This is a genomic window from Halococcus saccharolyticus DSM 5350, assembly GCF_000336915.1.
GTDB lineage: Archaea > Halobacteriota > Halobacteria > Halobacteriales > Halococcaceae > Halococcus > Halococcus saccharolyticus.
Window position 1 is genome coordinate 355,079 of the sequence record NZ_AOMD01000021.1, and the last position, 16,556, is coordinate 371,634.

The window sequence follows — 16,556 nt, forward strand, 5'->3', positions numbered from 1 at the left end:
TCGCCGCAGCAATCGCCGTCTTAGGCCGCCTGGAACGCGTCGCGGAACGTCGTCGTCATCTCGCTGACTCGATCGGCCCCGGCTTCGAGCGCGTCGAGTGGCTCGGTGCCGGATTCGGTCCGGATAGTGAGGATAGGGTCGGTCTGACCACCTGACTGCTCGGGGTTCACGTCGTACGTGGCGGCGACGACACCCGACGTTTCGAGCAGCGCGCCCTTGAGCACGTTCATGAACGTGTGGTCCTCGCCTTCGATCTCGATCGCCAGTTCCTCGTCCTCGCTCTCGATGACCCGTAGATCCATACCCTCTCTTCGGCGTCGCGCGCTTCAACCTGACGACTGATGGTCGTCGATCGACGGTCCCTCTCTGGCGACGCCGTGGTCGTCTCGTGAAGCCGTCCTGATGCGTATGCACGCGACAGAGTGAAACCATCGCAGTCCTTCGAGCCTTCATGGCCCCGTGGCAGACACTCGCACGGATCGCGGTGCTCCTCGCGGCCGCGATCTCGCTGGGGGCCGTCTACCGACTCGACGGCCGCGGGAAATGGGGGCCAGCGCTTCGCGAACGCTTTGTGGCTGGCGTTCCATGGGGCACACTCCTCACGGTGGCGGGACTGCTCTGGGTGTATCTGTTCGTCCAGAACGGACTGACGAACTGGTACTGGCCGGTCGTTCTCCCGTTCCGGGCGTGGTCGTATCTCTATCCCCTCGGGATGGCGGTCGCGTCGTTCGCCCACGTCGGCCCGGCCCACCTCGTCGGGAACCTCGTCGGCGTCTGCACGTTCGGCGTCGTCGTCGAGTACGCGTGGGGACACTACCCCACCGAACGCGGCACGGCGACGTTTTCCTCGCTCCGGACCAATCCCTACGCTCGCGCGCTCGCCATCCCTGCCGCGGCGATCGGCGTCGGCCTGGTCGTGGCGGTGTTCTCGATCGGGCCGGTGATCGGCTTCTCGGGTGTGGTGTTCGCGTTCGCCGGGGTCGCGCTCGTCCGCTACCCAGTGACGACGGTGATCGCGCTCTCGGCCGGTGGCGTCGTCCAGCTCGTGTATCGTGCGCTGCGGAACCCGGTGGTGCAGGCAAGCGCCGAACCCTCGTTCGGGACGCCGTGGTGGGCCGGGATCGCGATCCAGGCCCACGCCATCGGTCTCCTCATCGGCGTCTTGCTCGGCGTCGCGCTCTGTCGCCGGCGTGACGTTCGGCCCCCACCTGGCCGGCTCTGGCTCGGCACCATCCTGTTCGCCGTTGGCCAGTCGCTGTGGGCGGTCTACTGGTTCCGTGGCAACGGCGAGTACGTGCTCTTCCGGGCGGTCGGTGCGGTGCTCGTCTTCGGGCTCGCGCTCGTGGTCGCGGCGAGCGTCGCCGCCCCCGACCGGCTGGCGCTTCCACGGCCGGACGTCCCGCGCCTCGAGAGTATCGAGCGTCTCAGCGATCTTGGACGTGTCGGGACTATCGGACGCCGTGCAGCCTCGGCGGGTGTCATCGTGCTCGCGCTCGCGGTGCTCGCTGCCCCCGCTGTTCCGGTGAACCTCACGACCGTCGATACCCCAGCCGAAGAGGTGTTCGCCTCCGGGACCGGTGCTGGGCCCCAGCCGGGACTCGACGCCGATGTCGCCGTTCGAGACTACACCGTCAGCTACGCCGAGAACGTCACGAACCGGAAGGTGTCGGTGTTCGACATCTCGGCGTTCGGTGAGACGACCCAGGTGCGAGCCAGCGGCGTGATCGTCGAGAGCGACAGTCGCCACGTCTGGACCACCGCGATCCAGTCGAGCGAGTTGGCGTTCGACGGCTGGTCGGCGGTTAAACTCGGCGGGCTGGGCTGGTCCGAAACCGTGGCCGCCAAACGAAACGGGTGGCGGATCGTCGGCGGCGGCCACGCCTACAAGGTGTACCTCAACGGACCCGGTGAGGGCCGACAGCTCGCATATCGCTCGACACCTGCAACCGCCGAGCCAGTCATCACGGGAAAGAACGTCTCGCTCGCCCCGCAGAAGACGGGGTTCGATCTCGTCGTCAGTCGGAACAACGAAACCCTCGGCTCCGTTCCGCTCCCGAAGAAAGGAACGAGCGCGGCGGTTGCAAACGTTACCTTCGACCGGAATGGAAAGCACCTGTACGCCGTCGCAGGGCAGACACGCGTTCGGATCGCAAGTCACGAATCCTACGAGTGAATAGCGGGGCGGATCACTCCCACTCGATCCGAAATACCTCGGCGTCCACGGTGCGGGAGTCGGCCTCGTGGAACTCGAACTGCCGCGGGAGATCGAGTTCGGCTCCGTAGGCCCGCGTCACCTCGCCTCCGTTGTCGTCGGCGAACGCCTCAACGAACCCAGAACTATTGGCGTTGTGAACAGAATACGAAACGGTGGCAACTCGGGCTGCCGTCGCGAGGAACGCCCGATCGGCGTGTTCGTTGTCGTTCTGCGCGCCGAACGGCGGGTTCATCACGACCGTCGTAGGTACGTCTCCCTCGTGGGATGGAGATTCTTCGGTATCGACCGACTCGGCCCGTGAGCGAAGCGGTGCGTCGGTCGCGTCGGCTTTGACCCACGAGACGTCGGCAGTAGTGCCGACCCGGCACTCATTGGCTCGCGCGGTCCGGAGCGGATCGGGGTCGATATCGATCCCGACGACCGACTCCGGCCCGCGGAGCGCTGCACCGAGTGCGAGCATCCCCGTTCCGGTGCCGAGATCGATCACGGGCTGGCCTTCGATGTCGCCCTGCAAGTCCGCGACGTGGATCAGGTGGGCCGCGAGGTCGGGCGGCGTGGGGTACTGTTCGAGACCGACTTGTGGATCCTCGAACCCTGCGACCACCGCGAGTCGCTGAGCCAGGGCGCTCACGGAACTCATCGCTCGTGATACCCAACGAACATAGGAAAAGGTTTGGCTATTCGCTTCGGTAATTCGTTCGAACCGAAGACTGAGGGCGACGCCGATACCGGTATCGATGACGATGAATTCGGAACTCGATCCCCAAGTGCGGCAGGTGCTCGATCTGCTCGACCAGCAGCGCGCGCCGCCGACCTACGGCGCGTCGGTCGAAACCGCGCGCGACCAGTTTGACGAACTGTTCTCGATGCTCGACCCCCAACCTGTCGGCGACGTGCAGAATCTCACGATCCCGGGGCCGAAGAGACCGATCCCGATCCGGGTCTACGCGCCCGAGGACGGCCCGGACGACGCTCCGGGAGTGTTCGTCACGTTCCACGGCGGAGGCTGGGTACTCGGCGATCTCGACACCCACGACCCGTTCTGTCGTGCGGTGACGAACGCGGCGGACTGTCTCGTGATCTCGGTCGACTACCGCCGCGCGCCCGAGCACCCGTTCCCGGCGGCGGTCGAGGACTGCTACACGGCCGTCGAGTGGGCTGGGGAGTACGCGGGCGACCTCGGCGGCGACCCCGAGAGGCTGGCAGTCGGTGGCGACAGCGCGGGTGGGAACCTCGCGGCCGCGGTCACACTGCTGGCGCGCGACCGTGGCGGTCCCGACCTGTGTCATCAGTCGCTCATCTATCCGGCGGTGAACTCCGTCGTAGGTGAGGAGTTCGACTCCTACGAGGAGAACGGTGCAGGGTATCTCCTCGAACACGAGAGCATGGAATGGTACGACGAGCGCTACATCCAAGACGACCTCGACGCGCGCAACGAGTACGCCGCACCGCTGCTCGCGCGCGATCTCTCCGGCCTGCCGCCCGCGACCGTCATCACGGCGGGGTTCGATCCGCTCCGCGACGAGGGGATCGCCTACGTCGACCGGCTCGAAGACGCCGGCGTCGCGGTCGAGCACGAGCACTTCCCGGAGATGATCCACGCGTTCGTGAGCATGCTCGACGTGGTCGATCGAGCGCACGACGGGATCGAGACGGTCGCCGACGGTCTCCGGGACGCGTTCGACGCGCAGGCTCGATAGCCCGGCCGACACCACCGCCGGAGCTGGATTGCCGGTACTCCGAGGCGGCCCGGTTTTTCCCCGCTTTCGCCACAGACTTCCCCGGCAGACCGCTACTCCTGTTGATGTCGGAGGATCTGTTTACACCGCTCGAACTGCGCGAGACTCGCGTCCCGAACCGGGTGATGGTCTCGCCGATGTGCCAGTACTCTTGCGAGGATCGTGACGGTCTCGCGACGGATTGGCATCTCGTCCATCTCGGCAGCCGCGCGGCCGGCGGGGCTGGAATCGTGATGACCGAGGCGACCGCGGTCGAATCTCGGGGACGGATCTCGCCACAGGATCTGGGGATCTGGAGCGACGAACACGGGGAGGCGCTCGCGCCAGTCGCGGAGTTCATCAAGGGCCAAGACTCGGTGCCGGCGATCCAGCTCGCCCACGCTGGCCGGAAGGCGTCGAAGACCCGTCCGTGGGACGGCAGCGAACCGCTCCAGCCCGACGAGAGTGGCTGGGAGACGATCGCACCGAGCGCCGCACCGTGGCCCTACGACGAGGGGAGGACGGCGACGGCCGAGATGACGCAGACAGATATCGAGGACGTAATCGATTCCTTCGCGGCGGCGGCCGAGCGCGCTCACGAGGCAGGATTCGAGATCGCCGAGGTTCACGCCGCCCACGGCTACCTCCTCCACGAGTTCCTCTCACCTGTCACCAACCACCGCGAGGACGATTTTGGAGGATCGTTCGAGGATCGGACGCGGATCGTTCGCGAGGCGACCGCCGCTGTGCGGGAGGTTTGGCCCGACAACAAGCCGGTGTTCGTCCGGATCTCCGCGACCGACTGGCTGCCCGACCGCGACGCCTGGACGGTCGAGCAGTCGGTACAACTCGCCGACGACCTCTCGACGGTGGGTGCGGATCTGATCGACGTGAGTGCTGGCGGGCTCCACCCCGACCAGGAGCTTCCGTCGGCGGGGCCGAGCTATCAGGTACCCTACGCACAGGAAATCCGCAAAGAGAACGACAGCGAGGTTGCAGTGGGGGCGGTCGGCGGAATCACGAGTCCAGAACAGGCCGACGCGATCGTGCGCAACGGCCGGGCCGATCTCGCGATCCTCGGACGAGAACACCTCCGCGACCCGTACTTCACACTCCACGCCGCCGAGACGCTCGATCGTCCGGAGGCGGCCGAACCGCCGTTGCAGTACCGCCGTGGGTTCTGAGTGGTTTTGGTCCACAGCAGGACACGAAGCAACATCGGGACACCGAACGGTTCCCGATCGAAACCGTCACGCTCACAACCATTGACAGAGAACGACCATCAGAGCCGATGAATGGAACCAGTTCGGGCTACTGTCGGCACGCATCGCCCCGAGACACGGTCGAGTGATGCGGAGACGAGACTACCTTCGCGGGCTGGGCGCGATCGCCGGCATCGTCGGCGTCGCAGGCTGTTCGTCGAACGCCGCCGAGGGGCCAGCCGCGGGAACCACGGCCGGAGAGCCAGCAGGCAACGCGACCGACGAGTCACGAACCGAACGCACTGCGACAGGCTCGGTGATCAGCCGGACGGCCGACGAATCGACGACTGACCGAGCGACGGCCGAACAAACGACAAACAGCCCGACGGCCCAACCGACGGCCACGGCGACGGCAACAGCGACGTCGACGCCGATCCCGACGCCGGAGCCGCCCGCGGACAGGCTGTTGCTCGCGCCGGCGCTCGGTGCGGGCTGGACGTACGCCGATGGCTCTGCACCCCGAGTACGGGACAACGGCACCATAACGGCGCTGTATCGCGGTACGGAGCCGTATACGCGAACTCTCCGAACACGGCTCTGGCGATGTGAGGGACAGACGCTCGACGCACTCGGTGGGACGTGTTCGCTCGGAACCCTTCCAAGTCGGTATCGGTCGCGGGACGACATCGAGACGGCGAGTCCCACGATCGGCGAGACGGCGTTCGCGTGGTGGTCGTCGGACGACGCGAGAACCGACATCGAGGTAGTCGCGGCCGATCACGTGTTCCGGATGAGTTCTATGCCGCTCACAGAGCAGGCGGGGGGGAGTTCGACCAGGCTACCGTCCCGCGATGCACGGCTGACCGAACTCGTTGAGCTCGCCCAACGGCAAGCCGAAAAGCTCGCCTCGTCCGGCTGAACTGTCGACATCGCGGTCCGTCTCTCGGTAATTCTCGTCGCTGTCGAGTCCGAAAAACGCCCGATCGACTGCCGGGGCCGAAAGAGGCTACTGTCGGTCGGCCGTTCGTGGCGACGATGGCAACCGAAAACCGGAGCGATACGTTCGATATTGGGGGAGAGGACACGGTCCACCGACTGGGCTTCGGCGCGATGCGCCTCACCGGTGACGAGATCATCGGGCCGCCGGACGACGAGGACGAAGCGCGAGAGGTCCTTCAGCGTGCGACCGAGCTCGGCGTGGACTTCATCGACACCGCCGACTCCTACGGCCCGGCGGTTTCCGAGCGCCTGATCGGCGAGGCGCTCGCGCCCTACGACGACGCGTTCATCGCCACCAAGGGTGGACTCTGGCGCGACGACCGTGACGCCGCGTGGCCACGATGTGGCGAACCGGGCTACCTCCGCAACGCGATCCTCGGCAGTCTCGATCGACTCCAAACCGATCAGATCGACCTGTACCAGTTCCACCGCCCGGACCCCGACGTCGACTACGAGGAGTCCGTAAACACCTTCGCGGAGTTCAAAGACGAGGGGAAGGTCAACCACGTCGGCGTCTCGAACGTCTCGGTCGAACAGCTCGAAACCGCGCGCGACGTGGTCGAGATCGCCACCGTCCAGAACCAGTACAACATCGGCGACCGCGAGCACGAGGAAGTCCTCGAATACTGTGAAGAGCACGACATCGGCTTCATCCCGTGGGCACCGCTCGGCTCGGGCGAACTCGACGGGCTCGACGAAGTCGCGGCCAACCACGACGCGACCGAGTACCAGGTCGGCCTCGCGTGGCTCCTCCAGCATTCCCCGGTGATGCTCCCGATTCCAGGTACGTCGAGCGTCGACCATCTTGAAGAGAACGTCGCGGCCTCGGAGATCGAACTCACCGACGACGAGGTCGCAACGATCGAAGGCTGAAGCGCGTCCGCAAAACGTTTTCAAAACCGAGCGTCCACCGCTCGGATGGAGGAATCCGATACTACTGCTTACTGCGACAGCGTCGTTTCACGCATTGGCTCGATTCGGGAGGTATGGTTGGTTTCGTCGCTATGCGTCTCGGCCCGTGATTCCGCCCCGAGCCGCGACGGGTGGAATCCGAACTCACCGCACGATTCGCAGATGATCTCGTACATGGGTTGGCCCCAGATGCGGTTCCACGCCATACTATAATTATCTTTCGTGCTAGTGCAAGTCTTGCTCGTCGCCTGTGGCCATCCGGGCCATCCGAGCCACCCAACTCAGACGAGTCCTACCACGTGCCGTGGAACGTGTCGAACGAGAGGTTCTCCAGGGGTTCGTTGCCGACTGCGATTTCGTACTCGCCGGGCGTCAACATGGGTTTGTGGAACTGCGGGCCGTCGTCGGTCGTGATCCGTGGACAGCCCGTGTTCACGAACGCGTCCATGTCGAAGTTTCTCAACCTGTCGGGCGTGACCTCGTCCATCGTGATGAGGTAGGCGTTCTCGTTCTCGTCGACGATCTTCTCGGCCTGATCGTAGCGTCCCTGGCCGATCTTGGTGCAGAAGATCACGCCCCACTTCTCGGCGTCCATCGCGCGGTGGACGGCTCCGTAGCGCTGCTTCAAGAATTTCTCGGTGTCGGCGACCGAAACGGCGTTGTTGACGGGATCGGCGATCACCACACGCTTGTCGGGGTGTTCCATCGCGAGACCGAGGGGATGGAACTTCCCGCCCCCGACGTAGAGCACCTGATCGGCGTCGATGTCGGCGGAGGCGTAGTTACACCCCAAGACCTGTCCTTCGTGAGTCAATCGATCGTCGCCCCGGCGGGTGTGGACGTCAAATCCTCGCGATTCGAGCCACGCACGCATCTCTTCGAACTTGTTCATGTGCTGTGCGGTAGTGACGAGCCCGACATCGGGGTTCTCGTCGGGATCGTCGAGTTCCTCAAGCGAGTCCACCATGATCGGCTCGACATCGACATTGGAAAAGAGCGGAACGTAGATGATCTTCTCCGACTCCTTCATCGGGGAGTGGCCGAAGTGGACGAACACGTCCGTGCGGCGCATCATATAGGTATCGAGGTCACACGCGCCGTAGCACGGCTGTCCGGACAGGAGGACGCGCACGTCGTCGGGTAGGAGTGCGCGGAGATCGTCGGTCACGGCCGGTCCGCGGCGCTTCAGCCCTTCGGGGAACTGGAGACCGACTTTCTCGGCGTCGCGTTCCTCGACCGCTTCGACGATCCGATCGAGTTCGTAGTCCCACTCCCGATCGTGTTTGAGCGCCATTCCTGTTCGCGTGAGATCGCCCGCAGAAGTATCCGACTGGTGGCTCATTGAGTGGTCTTACGCGTCGTAACGTTTAGTCTCGGGGTTTTGTGCGAACGGAGTGAGCACAAAGCTCGTTGTGGAATGAGCGCAGCGAAGTGGTAGCGTTCCGTTGCCCTCATACGTCGCGATCACCGCTCAACCCCTCGACAGTTCGTTCGACGAGTGTGGCTTCGGCCTTTCGGAGATGCTCGGCGGCGGTTCCCGGTGCGCAGCCCAGCCGATCGGCCACGTCGGCGACCGTGGCCTCACGGGGAGTCTCGTAGTAACCGAGATCGACCGCTGTCGTCGCTGCTTCCGCCTGGCGGTCGCTCAGCGCGCTCGCAGTCTCGATCGTTCCGGCGTCGTAGCTGCCGACACTCCGGATCTCGGCGTCGACGCCTGGCGGTGCCTCGTCGATCGCGGTCTGGAGGGCGTCGGCGCTCCCGACGACGGTGAGATCGATGGTGCGGTCACTCCGGTATTCGAGCGGCGGCATCACGACGAGACTGCCGTGGGTGAACGCGTCGGTCAGCTGACGCGCTTCGGCGGCGAGCCGTTCGCGAACGTACACGTAGAACGTCTCCCCCTCTCCCGGAACGATCTCGAACTCAAGCGCCGTCTCGACGGTTTCGAGCGCTGCCGCGTACGGTTCCGGCTCGCCTTCGACGGCGAAGATCATGGTGTTGGTCTCACCGACAGCGGGGTTCCATTGAAGCAGACGGTACGACCCGTATTCTTCCCGGGCGGCGACGAACTCGTGCATCGGGTGAATGACGTCCTCGCTCTGTTGGAGGCGCAGTTCGAGATATTTCATGTCCGGCGTCGCGGACGGACACTAATAAACGTCCCTCACCAGCGAGGCAGAACGGCCTCGTCACACCGAGCCAAATCGTCGGTAGAAACCGGCCGAGCGCGCCGGCACCCACATCATGAGCTCGCAGTCAGCCGTCGAAGCACCGGATCGATCCGCCGACGAACCGCTCGCGGAACTGCTCGCACCCTACACCGTCGCCCGCGACGACCACCACAATGCGCCCGGGTTCGTGGTGCGCCCCGACGAGGTCCAAGACGTTCTCTTCGCGCTGCGTGACGAGGCGGGATTCGATCACTGCTCGTGCGTCACCGCCGAGGAGTACGAGGACCGCTTCGAGTCGATCTACCATCTGAGGAAGTACGAGGATCCGACTGACGAGGTGAGCATCGTCGTGCCCACTCCCCGAGAAAATCCGGTGAGTCAGAGCGCAGAACCGGTCTATCGGACGGCTGACTGGCACGAGCGCGAGGCCTACGACCTCGTAGGAATCGAGTACGACGACCACCCCGACCTCCGGCGGATTCTCCTCCCCGAGACGTGGCAAGGCCACCCAATGGGGCTCGACTACAACCAGGACAAGCCACAGATCGTCACGCTCGAATCCCACGCCAACCCCCTCGAAGAGGACCACCGGAACGGGGGTTCGGACACGATGTTCCTCAACATCGGCCCGCATCACCCTGCGACCCACGGCGTGCTCCACATCGAGGCGGTGCTCGACGGCGAGCAGGTCGCCCACGTCGATCCCGATCCTGGATATCTCCACCGGTGTGAGGAACAGTGCTGTCAGAACGGGACTTATCGTCACGAGATCATGCCCTACCCCGATCGCTGGGACTATCTCGGCGGCCAGCTCTTGAACGAGTGGTGTTACGCCCGGACCGCCGAGGATCTCGCGGATCTCGACGTGCCGGAGTACGCCCAAGTCATTCGGACGATGAGCGGCGAACTCTCGCGGATTCTCGCCCACCTGCTCGCGATCGGCACGTTCGCCCTCGACATCATCGGCGAGTTCACCGTCGTGTTCATGTACGCGATCCGCGACCGCGAGATCGTCCAGAACATTCTGGAGGATCTCACGGGCCAACGGTTGATGTTCAACTATCTCCGGCTCGGCGGAGTCGCGTGGGACCTGCCCGAACCACGCAAAGCGTTCTTCGAGAAGATTCAGGACTTTCTCGACGATCTCCCCGGCAAGATCGACGAGTACCACGATCTACTGACTTCGAACGAGATCTTTCAGATGCGGTGCGTCGACACCGGCGTGCTCGACAGCGAAACCGCCAAGCAGTACGGCTGCACCGGTCCCGTAGCGCGTGCGTCGGGTGTCGATTACGACCTCCGCCGCGACGATCCCTACGGCTATTACCCCGAACTCGACTGGGACGTCGTGACCGCTGAGGAGGGCGACAACTACGCCCGCGTGCTCTGCCGGCTCCGCGAGATCGAACAGTCCGCGTGGATCGTCGAGCAGTGTGTCGACCTACTGGAAGACTGGCCCGAGGACGATCGCGAAATCCAGTCGAACGTTCCCCGGACGCTCCGTCCGGACGACGGGGCAGAGATCTACCGAGCGGTCGAGGCCGCGAAAGGAGAGTTGGGAATCTACATCCGGTCCGATGGAACCGACGAACCCGCACGGTTTAAGATTCGGAGTCCGTGTTTCTCGAACCTCCAGGTCCTCCCCGAGATGGCCGAGGGCGAGTACGTCCCCGATCTGATCGCCTCACTTGCGAGCCTCGACATCGTACTCGGCGAAGTCGACCGCTGACGGTACGACGCTGTCGACACTCGGGGATTGAAATCACTCGCCTACCTACGCCCCTGCATGTCCGCCGACCTCCCGCTCGAACACGTCTCGATCGAACCCGACGTTTCCACCGACGGTCCCGCGCCGGCGGTGTTCGTTCTCCACGGCCGCGGTGCCGACGAGGAGGATCTCCTTCCAGTTGCCCAGCGCCTTCCCGACGAACTCCACGTCATCAGTCTTCGCGCGCCGGATCGGCTGATGGGCGGGTACACGTGGTACGAGCTCGACGTGCCGGACGGCGACCTCCACGAGAGCCAGCCCGTCATGGACGAGTTCCGCCGAAGTCTCGATCTCGTGAGCGAGACGATCGACGCCGCGATCGACGAGTACGACCTCGATCCCGACCGAATCGGGCTGCTGGGATTCAGTCAGGGAGCGATTTCGTCGCTCTCGCTCCTGGTCGAAGACCCCGAACGCTACGCGTGGGTCGTCGCGCTCCACGGCTATCTCGCCGAGTCACACGCCGACGCCGAGCCCGTCGGTATCGAGGACACACCAGTGTTCGTCGGTTCGGGGACCGCAGACCAGATCATTCCGTCGAGTCGTGCCCAGGCGGCGGCTGACCGCCTGCACGAGATGGGCTGTCCGGTCGAGGCCCACGAGTACGGAAGCGCCCACGGGATCGCGCCGGACGAACTCGCGGACGTGGTCGAGTGGGTCGAGGCGCGCCTGGGCTGACGGACACTGGGCACCGCCAAGTTGAAACCAATCACGGCCCAAACGAGGACGATGAGCACCGAACCGGAGCTCGATGCAGAGACCGACGCCGACGCCGAACCGATGGCCACAGCGGGCCGGCCCGAGGACCTCGCTGGCGACCTCGGGAGCGCGATCGCCGACACGCCCGAGTACGAGCGGTTCGCCGAAGCGAAAGCCGAGGTCGAGCGGAGTCCCGAAGCCCAGGAGAAGGTTCAGGAGTTCGAGCGGCTCCGTGACGAGTTCATGCTCGCGCGCCAGACCGGCGAGGCGAGCCAAGAGGACCTCCAGAAGCTCCAGACCGCCCAGCAGGAACTCCACGAGGTCCCGGCGATGGCGGAGTTCCTCGACGCACAGAACCGACTCGACGCCCGGCTCGAACGCATCAGCGACGCGGTTTCGGTCGAACTCGACTTCGACTTCGGCGACCGGATCGGCGCGTGCTGTCAGGACTAATCAGCTCCACATTTTTACTGCGTCCCCATTCGCTCGCTCCGCTCGCTCAGGGTCCTTGCAAAAACCTGGGATGAAAACACCCGCTCGTTCGCACCCTACGGGCACTCACTCGCGGTGAGCCGCGTTCGCTTCGCTCGCGCGGATGCTACACTCTTCGTGCCCGCCACCGCAACCGCACGGCACCGCTGAAGCCCTCGCACCTCCGGTGCTCACCCTTCATCCACCAGGACCGCACCGCAGCCACGCCGGCGTGCTATCGGATGGTGGTTTCACACACTGAGTTCCCTGCCCCTGCTTGCAGCAGAGAACGACACGAGTGCCAGTAGCGACAGGAAGACAGCAACAACAGGAGTATCGAGAACGAACGGAACCATCCCGATCGTCATGACGCCGATGGCGAGCCAGCCGATCGTCGAGAGGGTTCTCGTGTTCATATCATCGCTTCATGTTCGATCAGCATATCGATTCCGGGCCGTCAGTGGCTGCCAGCAGCATTCGCAACGACCGGTGGCCGTATCGCTCGTCGCATCCTCCCCTCATCCTCGATTCGGCAGAGATGACACGCACTCGATCGGGAGACTTAGACTGTTCGCCCACGCGCATCCGGTGATGGTAGACTCAGACTGGAACGACTGGCTGCCGCAGGCGATCACTGACGCCGATCCCGATGGCGTGGCGATCTGGTATCTCGGGTGTAACGGGTTCGTGCTGACCGACGGCGACACGACGCTGTTCATCGATCCGTACCTCGGAACCGGTGACCCACCGCGAACGATCAGAATGATTCCAGTGCCGTTCGACCCGGCCGATGTCAAGGCGGCCGATGCGGTGCTCGCGACTCACGAACACACCGACCACGTCCACGGCCCCTCGCAGGCTCCGATCCTCGAAGGAACCGGCGCGACCTTCCTCGCGCCCGACGACAGCCTCGCGGTTGCGCGCGAGGACGAGCGCTGGACCGACGAGTGGGACGTCGACGACGAGCAACTCGACGAAGTGACCGAGGGTGATACGATGGCAATCGGTGATTTCACGGTCCACGTCGAGGAGGCTCACGATCCAGACGCAACCCACCCGGTGAGCTACGTCATCGAACACCCGGCTGGCACCTTCTTCCACGGCGGCGACACCAAGCCGAGCGAGGCGTTCGAACGGATCGGTGAGGAGTACGACATCGATCTCGCGGCGCTCGCGTTCGGCAGCGTCGGCCGGATCCCCGACAAGGAAACCCGCGAACCAACCCGAACGCGGTGGTACAACGACGAGAATCAGGCTATCGAGATCGCCGCCGCCCTCCAGACCGATCGCCTCCTCCCGACCCATTGGGACATGTGGAAGGGACTTACCGCCGATCCGACCGCGCTCCACCATCACGTCGGGAGCTTCGACCACCCGAACACGCTCGAAATCGTCGAGATCGGTGATCGGGTGGGTCTGTAGCGCTCGAAAGAGATCTTCCTGATCGGCTTCCTTGGTAGTGCGTGGCTATCCAACACGGTAGTTCATTACACTATTATGCGTTAATCGTCCCCCTGGCGAATAAATCAATTAATGAATATTATCATGATCAACCATAACAGTTTTTTAGTGAGATGTTCTGGGTGGCGGTGCGGCGAACGAGGCGGGCCGACACGACGGCGCGCTCGGGTCACGACGCCGACCGCGAGCGGCTGCTGGCGGACGAGGAGCGCCGTTACCGTCGCGGTCCACGCTCGACGCCACGAAAACGAACGCAACCCACGAGAACGAATTCACAATGCCAACCCCTGAAGAACTCATCGGAGACACGGACGTCTTCACGAAGGACATCGACAACCCCGCAGCCGAAGAGCTGCGCGAGATGCTCGACACCCAGGACTACGTGTTCGCGCCCGGCATGTACCACGCCCTCGACGCCCGGCTCGCGGAGATGGCGGGCCACGACGCCGCGTACATGAGCGGCTACTCCACGGTGTTGGGCCAGTTCGGGTTCCCGGACCTCGAGATGGTCACGATGACCGAGATGGTCGAGAATGCGAAGCGAATGGTCGAGGCGACCCATCTCCCTGTGATCGCCGACTGCGACACCGGGTACGGCGGGATCCATAACGTCCGGCGCGCGGTCCGAGAGTACGAGAAGGTCGGCGTCGCCGCGGTCCACATCGAGGACCAGGTGACGCCGAAGCGGTGTGGCCACATCGCGGGCAAGCAGATCGTTCCGCGTGAGGACGCCCAGGCTCGCTTCGAGGCCGCCGTCGACGCGAAGCAGTGTGAGGACACCGTGATCATCGCGCGCACCGATGCCTACGGCTCCGCCAACGGTGACTGGGAAGAGCACTTAGAGCGGGGGCGGCTCTACGCCGACGCTGGCGTCGACATTGTCTGGCCCGAGATGCCCGATCCCAGCCGGGAGGACGCTGTGGAGTACGCCGAGACGATCCACGAGACCCACCCCGATCTCGATCTCGCGTTCAACTACTCCTCGTCGTTCGCGTGGTCCGAGCAGGACGACCCGCTCACCTTTGAGGAGCTGGGCGACCTCGGGTACAAGTACCAGTTCATCACCCTCTTCGCGCTCCACTCGGGCGCACACGCGGCCTTCGAGGACATGAAGAACCTCGCGGAGAACGCCGAACAGGGCCAATTCGATCTCGAAGACCGGTATCTCGATCACGAGACCGAATCCCACCACGAGCTGTCGTTCGTCGACAAGTTCCAGGACATCGAGATGGAGTTCGACCCAGAGGCGCGCTCGCGCATCGAGGGATCGGAGGGGTTCTCGGAGGACGAACGCGACCCCCTGACCGCTGACGCCGAGAGCGACGACTAACTCGCCTCCTCGTCGGTTCCCTCCCCCCTCTGGACACACCGACATCTCGACTGCACGCAGAGCGCGGTATCACCGGCACCGAAACCGAAATTACCCTTCCGATAGACACGACACACGCCACATGAGCAAAACCAACACTAGACACGGACACAGTCAGCGAGGACAGCCTATCAGCGACGGTCTCGGAGGTGAGCGATGAGCGCTCGACACGACGAGCGGCTGCACGACCGGAAGTTCGTCCGCACGTTTTTCACCACGCCGACGGCGGTGGAGGGCGAGGAGGATTCGGCGAAGATGTTGCGGAGCGCGAGCGGCCTGCAGGGGATGGAAGCGCCGGACGTGTGGGTACCGGACAACGAGGACGCCACCGCGCCGTCGATGCGCGACGAAGGTGCGGAAAATATCGTTGAAGTCCTCTCGGAGAACGGCGCGGAGTTCCCTGGCGAGATCCACCCGCGGGTAGTGTGGCACCGCGACAGCCCCCAAACCCGGTATCAGGGGTTCCAGCACATGCTCGACATCGCCGATCCCGACAACGGGGCCGTCGAGCANGTGTGGCACCGCGACAGCCCCCAAACCCGGTATCAGGGGTTCCAGCACATGCTCGACATCGCCGATCCCGACAACGGGGCCGTCGAGCATCTCGATGGGTTCGTGATCCCAGAGGTCGGCGGGATCGACGACTGGAAGAAAGCCGACGAACTCATCACGATCGTCGAGGCAGAGCACGGGCTTGAGGAGGGGAGTCTGGCGATGTCGGTGATCATCGAGAGCGGTGCAGCGGAGCTGGCGATGGGCGAGTTGCGCGAGGAGATGGGCAAGCCCACGAATAACTTGGAGCGGCTGTTCATGCTCGTGGATGGTGAGGTCGACTACACCAAGGACATGCGCGCGATCACCCCGACTGGAGATCTGCCGGCGTGGCCCGAACTCCGCCACAACACCTCTCGGGGTGCGAGTGCTGCGGGGTTGATCGCGGTCGACGGTCCCTACGACGACATCCGCGACGTCGAGGGCTACCGCGAGCGCATGACCGACAACCAGGCCAAAGGAATGCTCGGGATCTGGTCGCTCACCCCCGGGCAGGTGGTCGAAGCGAACCAGGCACCGCTGCCGCCCGAAACCGGCCGATGGCTCCTCGACGACGGCACCCGGCAGGTCGACCTCGACGACCAGGGCGACGAGCAGGTCTACACCGGCGACCGCGTCTCGCTTACCGAATCCGGCGATGGGTACGTCCTCACGGTCGGTGGCGACCAACAGGAACTCGACGAGGACGACCTCCGCGAGGAACTGCTGGACATGGCCGCGTACGTCCCGAGCATGGACGACATCGTCGACTCGATGGAGGAGTTCGAAGCCGCCCGCGACGCCGGCACCGGCGCGATCGCGATGGAGCGCGCCACTACCATCGTCATCGACGACGTCGCCGTCGACATCGCCACCGACCGGATGTGGGACGAGGCCACCTACCAGGCCGCGATGACCCCCGTCAGCCTCTTCCAGGACGTCTACGAGAACCGCCCCGACCAGCACGACGACCTCGCCGACCGCTACGGCCAAAGCGTGGTCGAGCGCGCCACCGACGTCGGTAACTGAAACTACGCTCC

Annotated in this window: 16 protein-coding genes; 11 read left to right on the plus strand and 5 right to left on the minus strand. The window is 64.6% G+C overall.

The genetic code is table 11. From position 1 onward, the window contains the following. Positions 1–20 precede the first annotated feature (20 nt). Entirely contained in the window at positions 21–302 is a 282-nt protein-coding gene (locus tag C449_RS10005; protein ID WP_006077888.1) for a DNA-directed RNA polymerase subunit L, read from the minus strand. Between the two features lie 149 nt (positions 303–451). On the opposite strand from C449_RS10005, the gene C449_RS10010 reads away from it, so the two are divergent. Next, positions 452–2,173: a rhomboid family intramembrane serine protease gene (locus C449_RS10010; RefSeq protein ID WP_006077889.1), complete on the plus strand. Its 1,722-nt coding sequence runs from the start codon at positions 452–454 to the stop codon at positions 2,171–2,173. Between the two features lie 13 nt (positions 2,174–2,186). On the opposite strand, the gene C449_RS10015 is transcribed toward C449_RS10010, so the two are convergent. Beyond that, entirely contained in the window at positions 2,187–2,855 is a 669-nt protein-coding gene (locus C449_RS10015; RefSeq protein WP_006077890.1) for an METTL5 family protein, read from the minus strand. Between the two features lie 103 nt (positions 2,856–2,958). Between C449_RS10015 and C449_RS10020 the strand changes: the two genes are divergently transcribed. The 4 genes from C449_RS10020 to C449_RS10035 all read left to right on the plus strand — a co-directional run bounded on the left by C449_RS10020 (position 2,959) and on the right by C449_RS10035 (position 7,007). Beyond that, positions 2,959–3,915, plus strand: coding sequence for an alpha/beta hydrolase (locus C449_RS10020; RefSeq protein WP_049914059.1), 957 nt, complete (start codon positions 2,959–2,961; stop codon positions 3,913–3,915). Between the two features lie 104 nt (positions 3,916–4,019). Beyond that, positions 4,020–5,117 carry an NADH:flavin oxidoreductase/NADH oxidase gene (locus C449_RS10025; protein WP_006077893.1) on the plus strand — a complete coding sequence of 366 codons (1,098 nt, stop codon included), beginning with the start codon at positions 4,020–4,022 and terminating at the stop codon, positions 5,115–5,117. Positions 5,118–5,283: 166 nt separating this feature from the next. Next, positions 5,284–6,054, plus strand: a complete 771-nt coding sequence (locus C449_RS10030; RefSeq protein ID WP_006077894.1) for a hypothetical protein — start codon at positions 5,284–5,286, stop codon at positions 6,052–6,054. A 116-nt stretch (positions 6,055–6,170) separates the two neighbouring features. Then, positions 6,171–7,007, plus strand: a complete 837-nt coding sequence (locus tag C449_RS10035; protein WP_049914010.1) for an aldo/keto reductase — start codon at positions 6,171–6,173, stop codon at positions 7,005–7,007. Between the two features lie 331 nt (positions 7,008–7,338). Here C449_RS10035 and dph2 read toward each other — a convergent pair whose 3' ends face one another. Both dph2 and C449_RS10045 read right to left on the minus strand, forming a co-directional pair. Continuing rightward, positions 7,339–8,388, minus strand: coding sequence for a diphthamide biosynthesis enzyme Dph2 (gene dph2 / locus C449_RS10040; protein ID WP_006077896.1), 1,050 nt, complete (start codon positions 8,386–8,388; stop codon positions 7,339–7,341). Between the two features lie 109 nt (positions 8,389–8,497). Continuing rightward, positions 8,498–9,175, minus strand: coding sequence for a helix-turn-helix domain-containing protein (locus tag C449_RS10045; RefSeq protein WP_006077897.1), 678 nt, complete (start codon positions 9,173–9,175; stop codon positions 8,498–8,500). 115 nt (positions 9,176–9,290) lie between these two features. Here C449_RS10045 and C449_RS10050 point away from each other — a divergent pair, with 115 nt between their 5' ends. The 3 genes from C449_RS10050 to C449_RS10060 are packed head-to-tail and all read left to right on the plus strand — an operon-like array spanning position 9,291 to position 12,137. After that, positions 9,291–10,946 (plus strand): NADH-quinone oxidoreductase subunit D, encoded by a 1,656-nt coding sequence (locus tag C449_RS10050; RefSeq protein WP_006077898.1) that lies wholly within the window; start codon positions 9,291–9,293, stop codon positions 10,944–10,946. 57 nt (positions 10,947–11,003) lie between these two features. Continuing rightward, positions 11,004–11,663, plus strand: a complete 660-nt coding sequence (locus C449_RS10055; protein WP_006077899.1) for an alpha/beta hydrolase — start codon at positions 11,004–11,006, stop codon at positions 11,661–11,663. Positions 11,664–11,714: 51 nt separating this feature from the next. Then, positions 11,715–12,137, plus strand: coding sequence for a YlbF family regulator (locus C449_RS10060; protein ID WP_006077900.1), 423 nt, complete (start codon positions 11,715–11,717; stop codon positions 12,135–12,137). Between the two features lie 269 nt (positions 12,138–12,406). Here the strand turns inward: C449_RS10060 and C449_RS18115 are convergent, their stop codons facing one another. Continuing rightward, positions 12,407–12,571: a hypothetical protein gene (locus C449_RS18115; protein ID WP_161606455.1), complete on the minus strand. Its 165-nt coding sequence runs from the start codon at positions 12,569–12,571 to the stop codon at positions 12,407–12,409. A 175-nt stretch (positions 12,572–12,746) separates the two neighbouring features. Between C449_RS18115 and C449_RS10065 the strand changes: the two genes are divergently transcribed. From C449_RS10065 to C449_RS10075, 3 genes are all read left to right on the plus strand, one after another. After that, a complete protein-coding gene (locus C449_RS10065; protein ID WP_006077901.1) occupies positions 12,747–13,577 on the plus strand; it encodes an MBL fold metallo-hydrolase in 831 nt (276 codons plus the stop codon). A gap of 316 nt (positions 13,578–13,893) precedes the next feature. Next, the gene (aceA, locus tag C449_RS10070) at positions 13,894–14,946 is read left to right on the plus strand and encodes an isocitrate lyase (RefSeq protein ID WP_006077902.1); all 1,053 of its coding nucleotides are present in this window, start codon (positions 13,894–13,896) and stop codon (positions 14,944–14,946) included. A gap of 195 nt (positions 14,947–15,141) precedes the next feature. After that, positions 15,142–16,545 carry an aldolase/citrate lyase family protein gene (locus tag C449_RS10075; RefSeq protein ID WP_006077903.1) on the plus strand — a complete coding sequence of 468 codons (1,404 nt, stop codon included), beginning with the start codon at positions 15,142–15,144 and terminating at the stop codon, positions 16,543–16,545. The last annotated feature ends 11 nt before the right edge of the window (positions 16,546–16,556 follow it).

Coding starts and splice junctions, on each gene's coding strand:
- C449_RS10005 (WP_006077888.1), bottom strand. CDS start 302: ATGGATCTACGGGTCATCGAGAGCGAGGACGAGGAACTGGCGATCGAG.
- C449_RS10010 (WP_006077889.1), top strand. CDS start 452: ATGGCCCCGTGGCAGACACTCGCACGGATCGCGGTGCTCCTCGCGGCC.
- C449_RS10015 (WP_006077890.1), bottom strand. CDS start 2,855: ATGAGTTCCGTGAGCGCCCTGGCTCAGCGACTCGCGGTGGTCGCAGGG.
- C449_RS10020 (WP_049914059.1), top strand. CDS start 2,959: ATGAATTCGGAACTCGATCCCCAAGTGCGGCAGGTGCTCGATCTGCTC.
- C449_RS10025 (WP_006077893.1), top strand. CDS start 4,020: ATGTCGGAGGATCTGTTTACACCGCTCGAACTGCGCGAGACTCGCGTC.
- C449_RS10030 (WP_006077894.1), top strand. CDS start 5,284: ATGCGGAGACGAGACTACCTTCGCGGGCTGGGCGCGATCGCCGGCATC.
- C449_RS10035 (WP_049914010.1), top strand. CDS start 6,171: ATGGCAACCGAAAACCGGAGCGATACGTTCGATATTGGGGGAGAGGAC.
- dph2 (WP_006077896.1), bottom strand. CDS start 8,388: ATGAGCCACCAGTCGGATACTTCTGCGGGCGATCTCACGCGAACAGGA.
- C449_RS10045 (WP_006077897.1), bottom strand. CDS start 9,175: ATGAAATATCTCGAACTGCGCCTCCAACAGAGCGAGGACGTCATTCAC.
- C449_RS10050 (WP_006077898.1), top strand. CDS start 9,291: ATGAGCTCGCAGTCAGCCGTCGAAGCACCGGATCGATCCGCCGACGAA.
- C449_RS10055 (WP_006077899.1), top strand. CDS start 11,004: ATGTCCGCCGACCTCCCGCTCGAACACGTCTCGATCGAACCCGACGTT.
- C449_RS10060 (WP_006077900.1), top strand. CDS start 11,715: ATGAGCACCGAACCGGAGCTCGATGCAGAGACCGACGCCGACGCCGAA.
- C449_RS18115 (WP_161606455.1), bottom strand. CDS start 12,571: ATGAACACGAGAACCCTCTCGACGATCGGCTGGCTCGCCATCGGCGTC.
- C449_RS10065 (WP_006077901.1), top strand. CDS start 12,747: ATGGTAGACTCAGACTGGAACGACTGGCTGCCGCAGGCGATCACTGAC.
- aceA (WP_006077902.1), top strand. CDS start 13,894: ATGCCAACCCCTGAAGAACTCATCGGAGACACGGACGTCTTCACGAAG.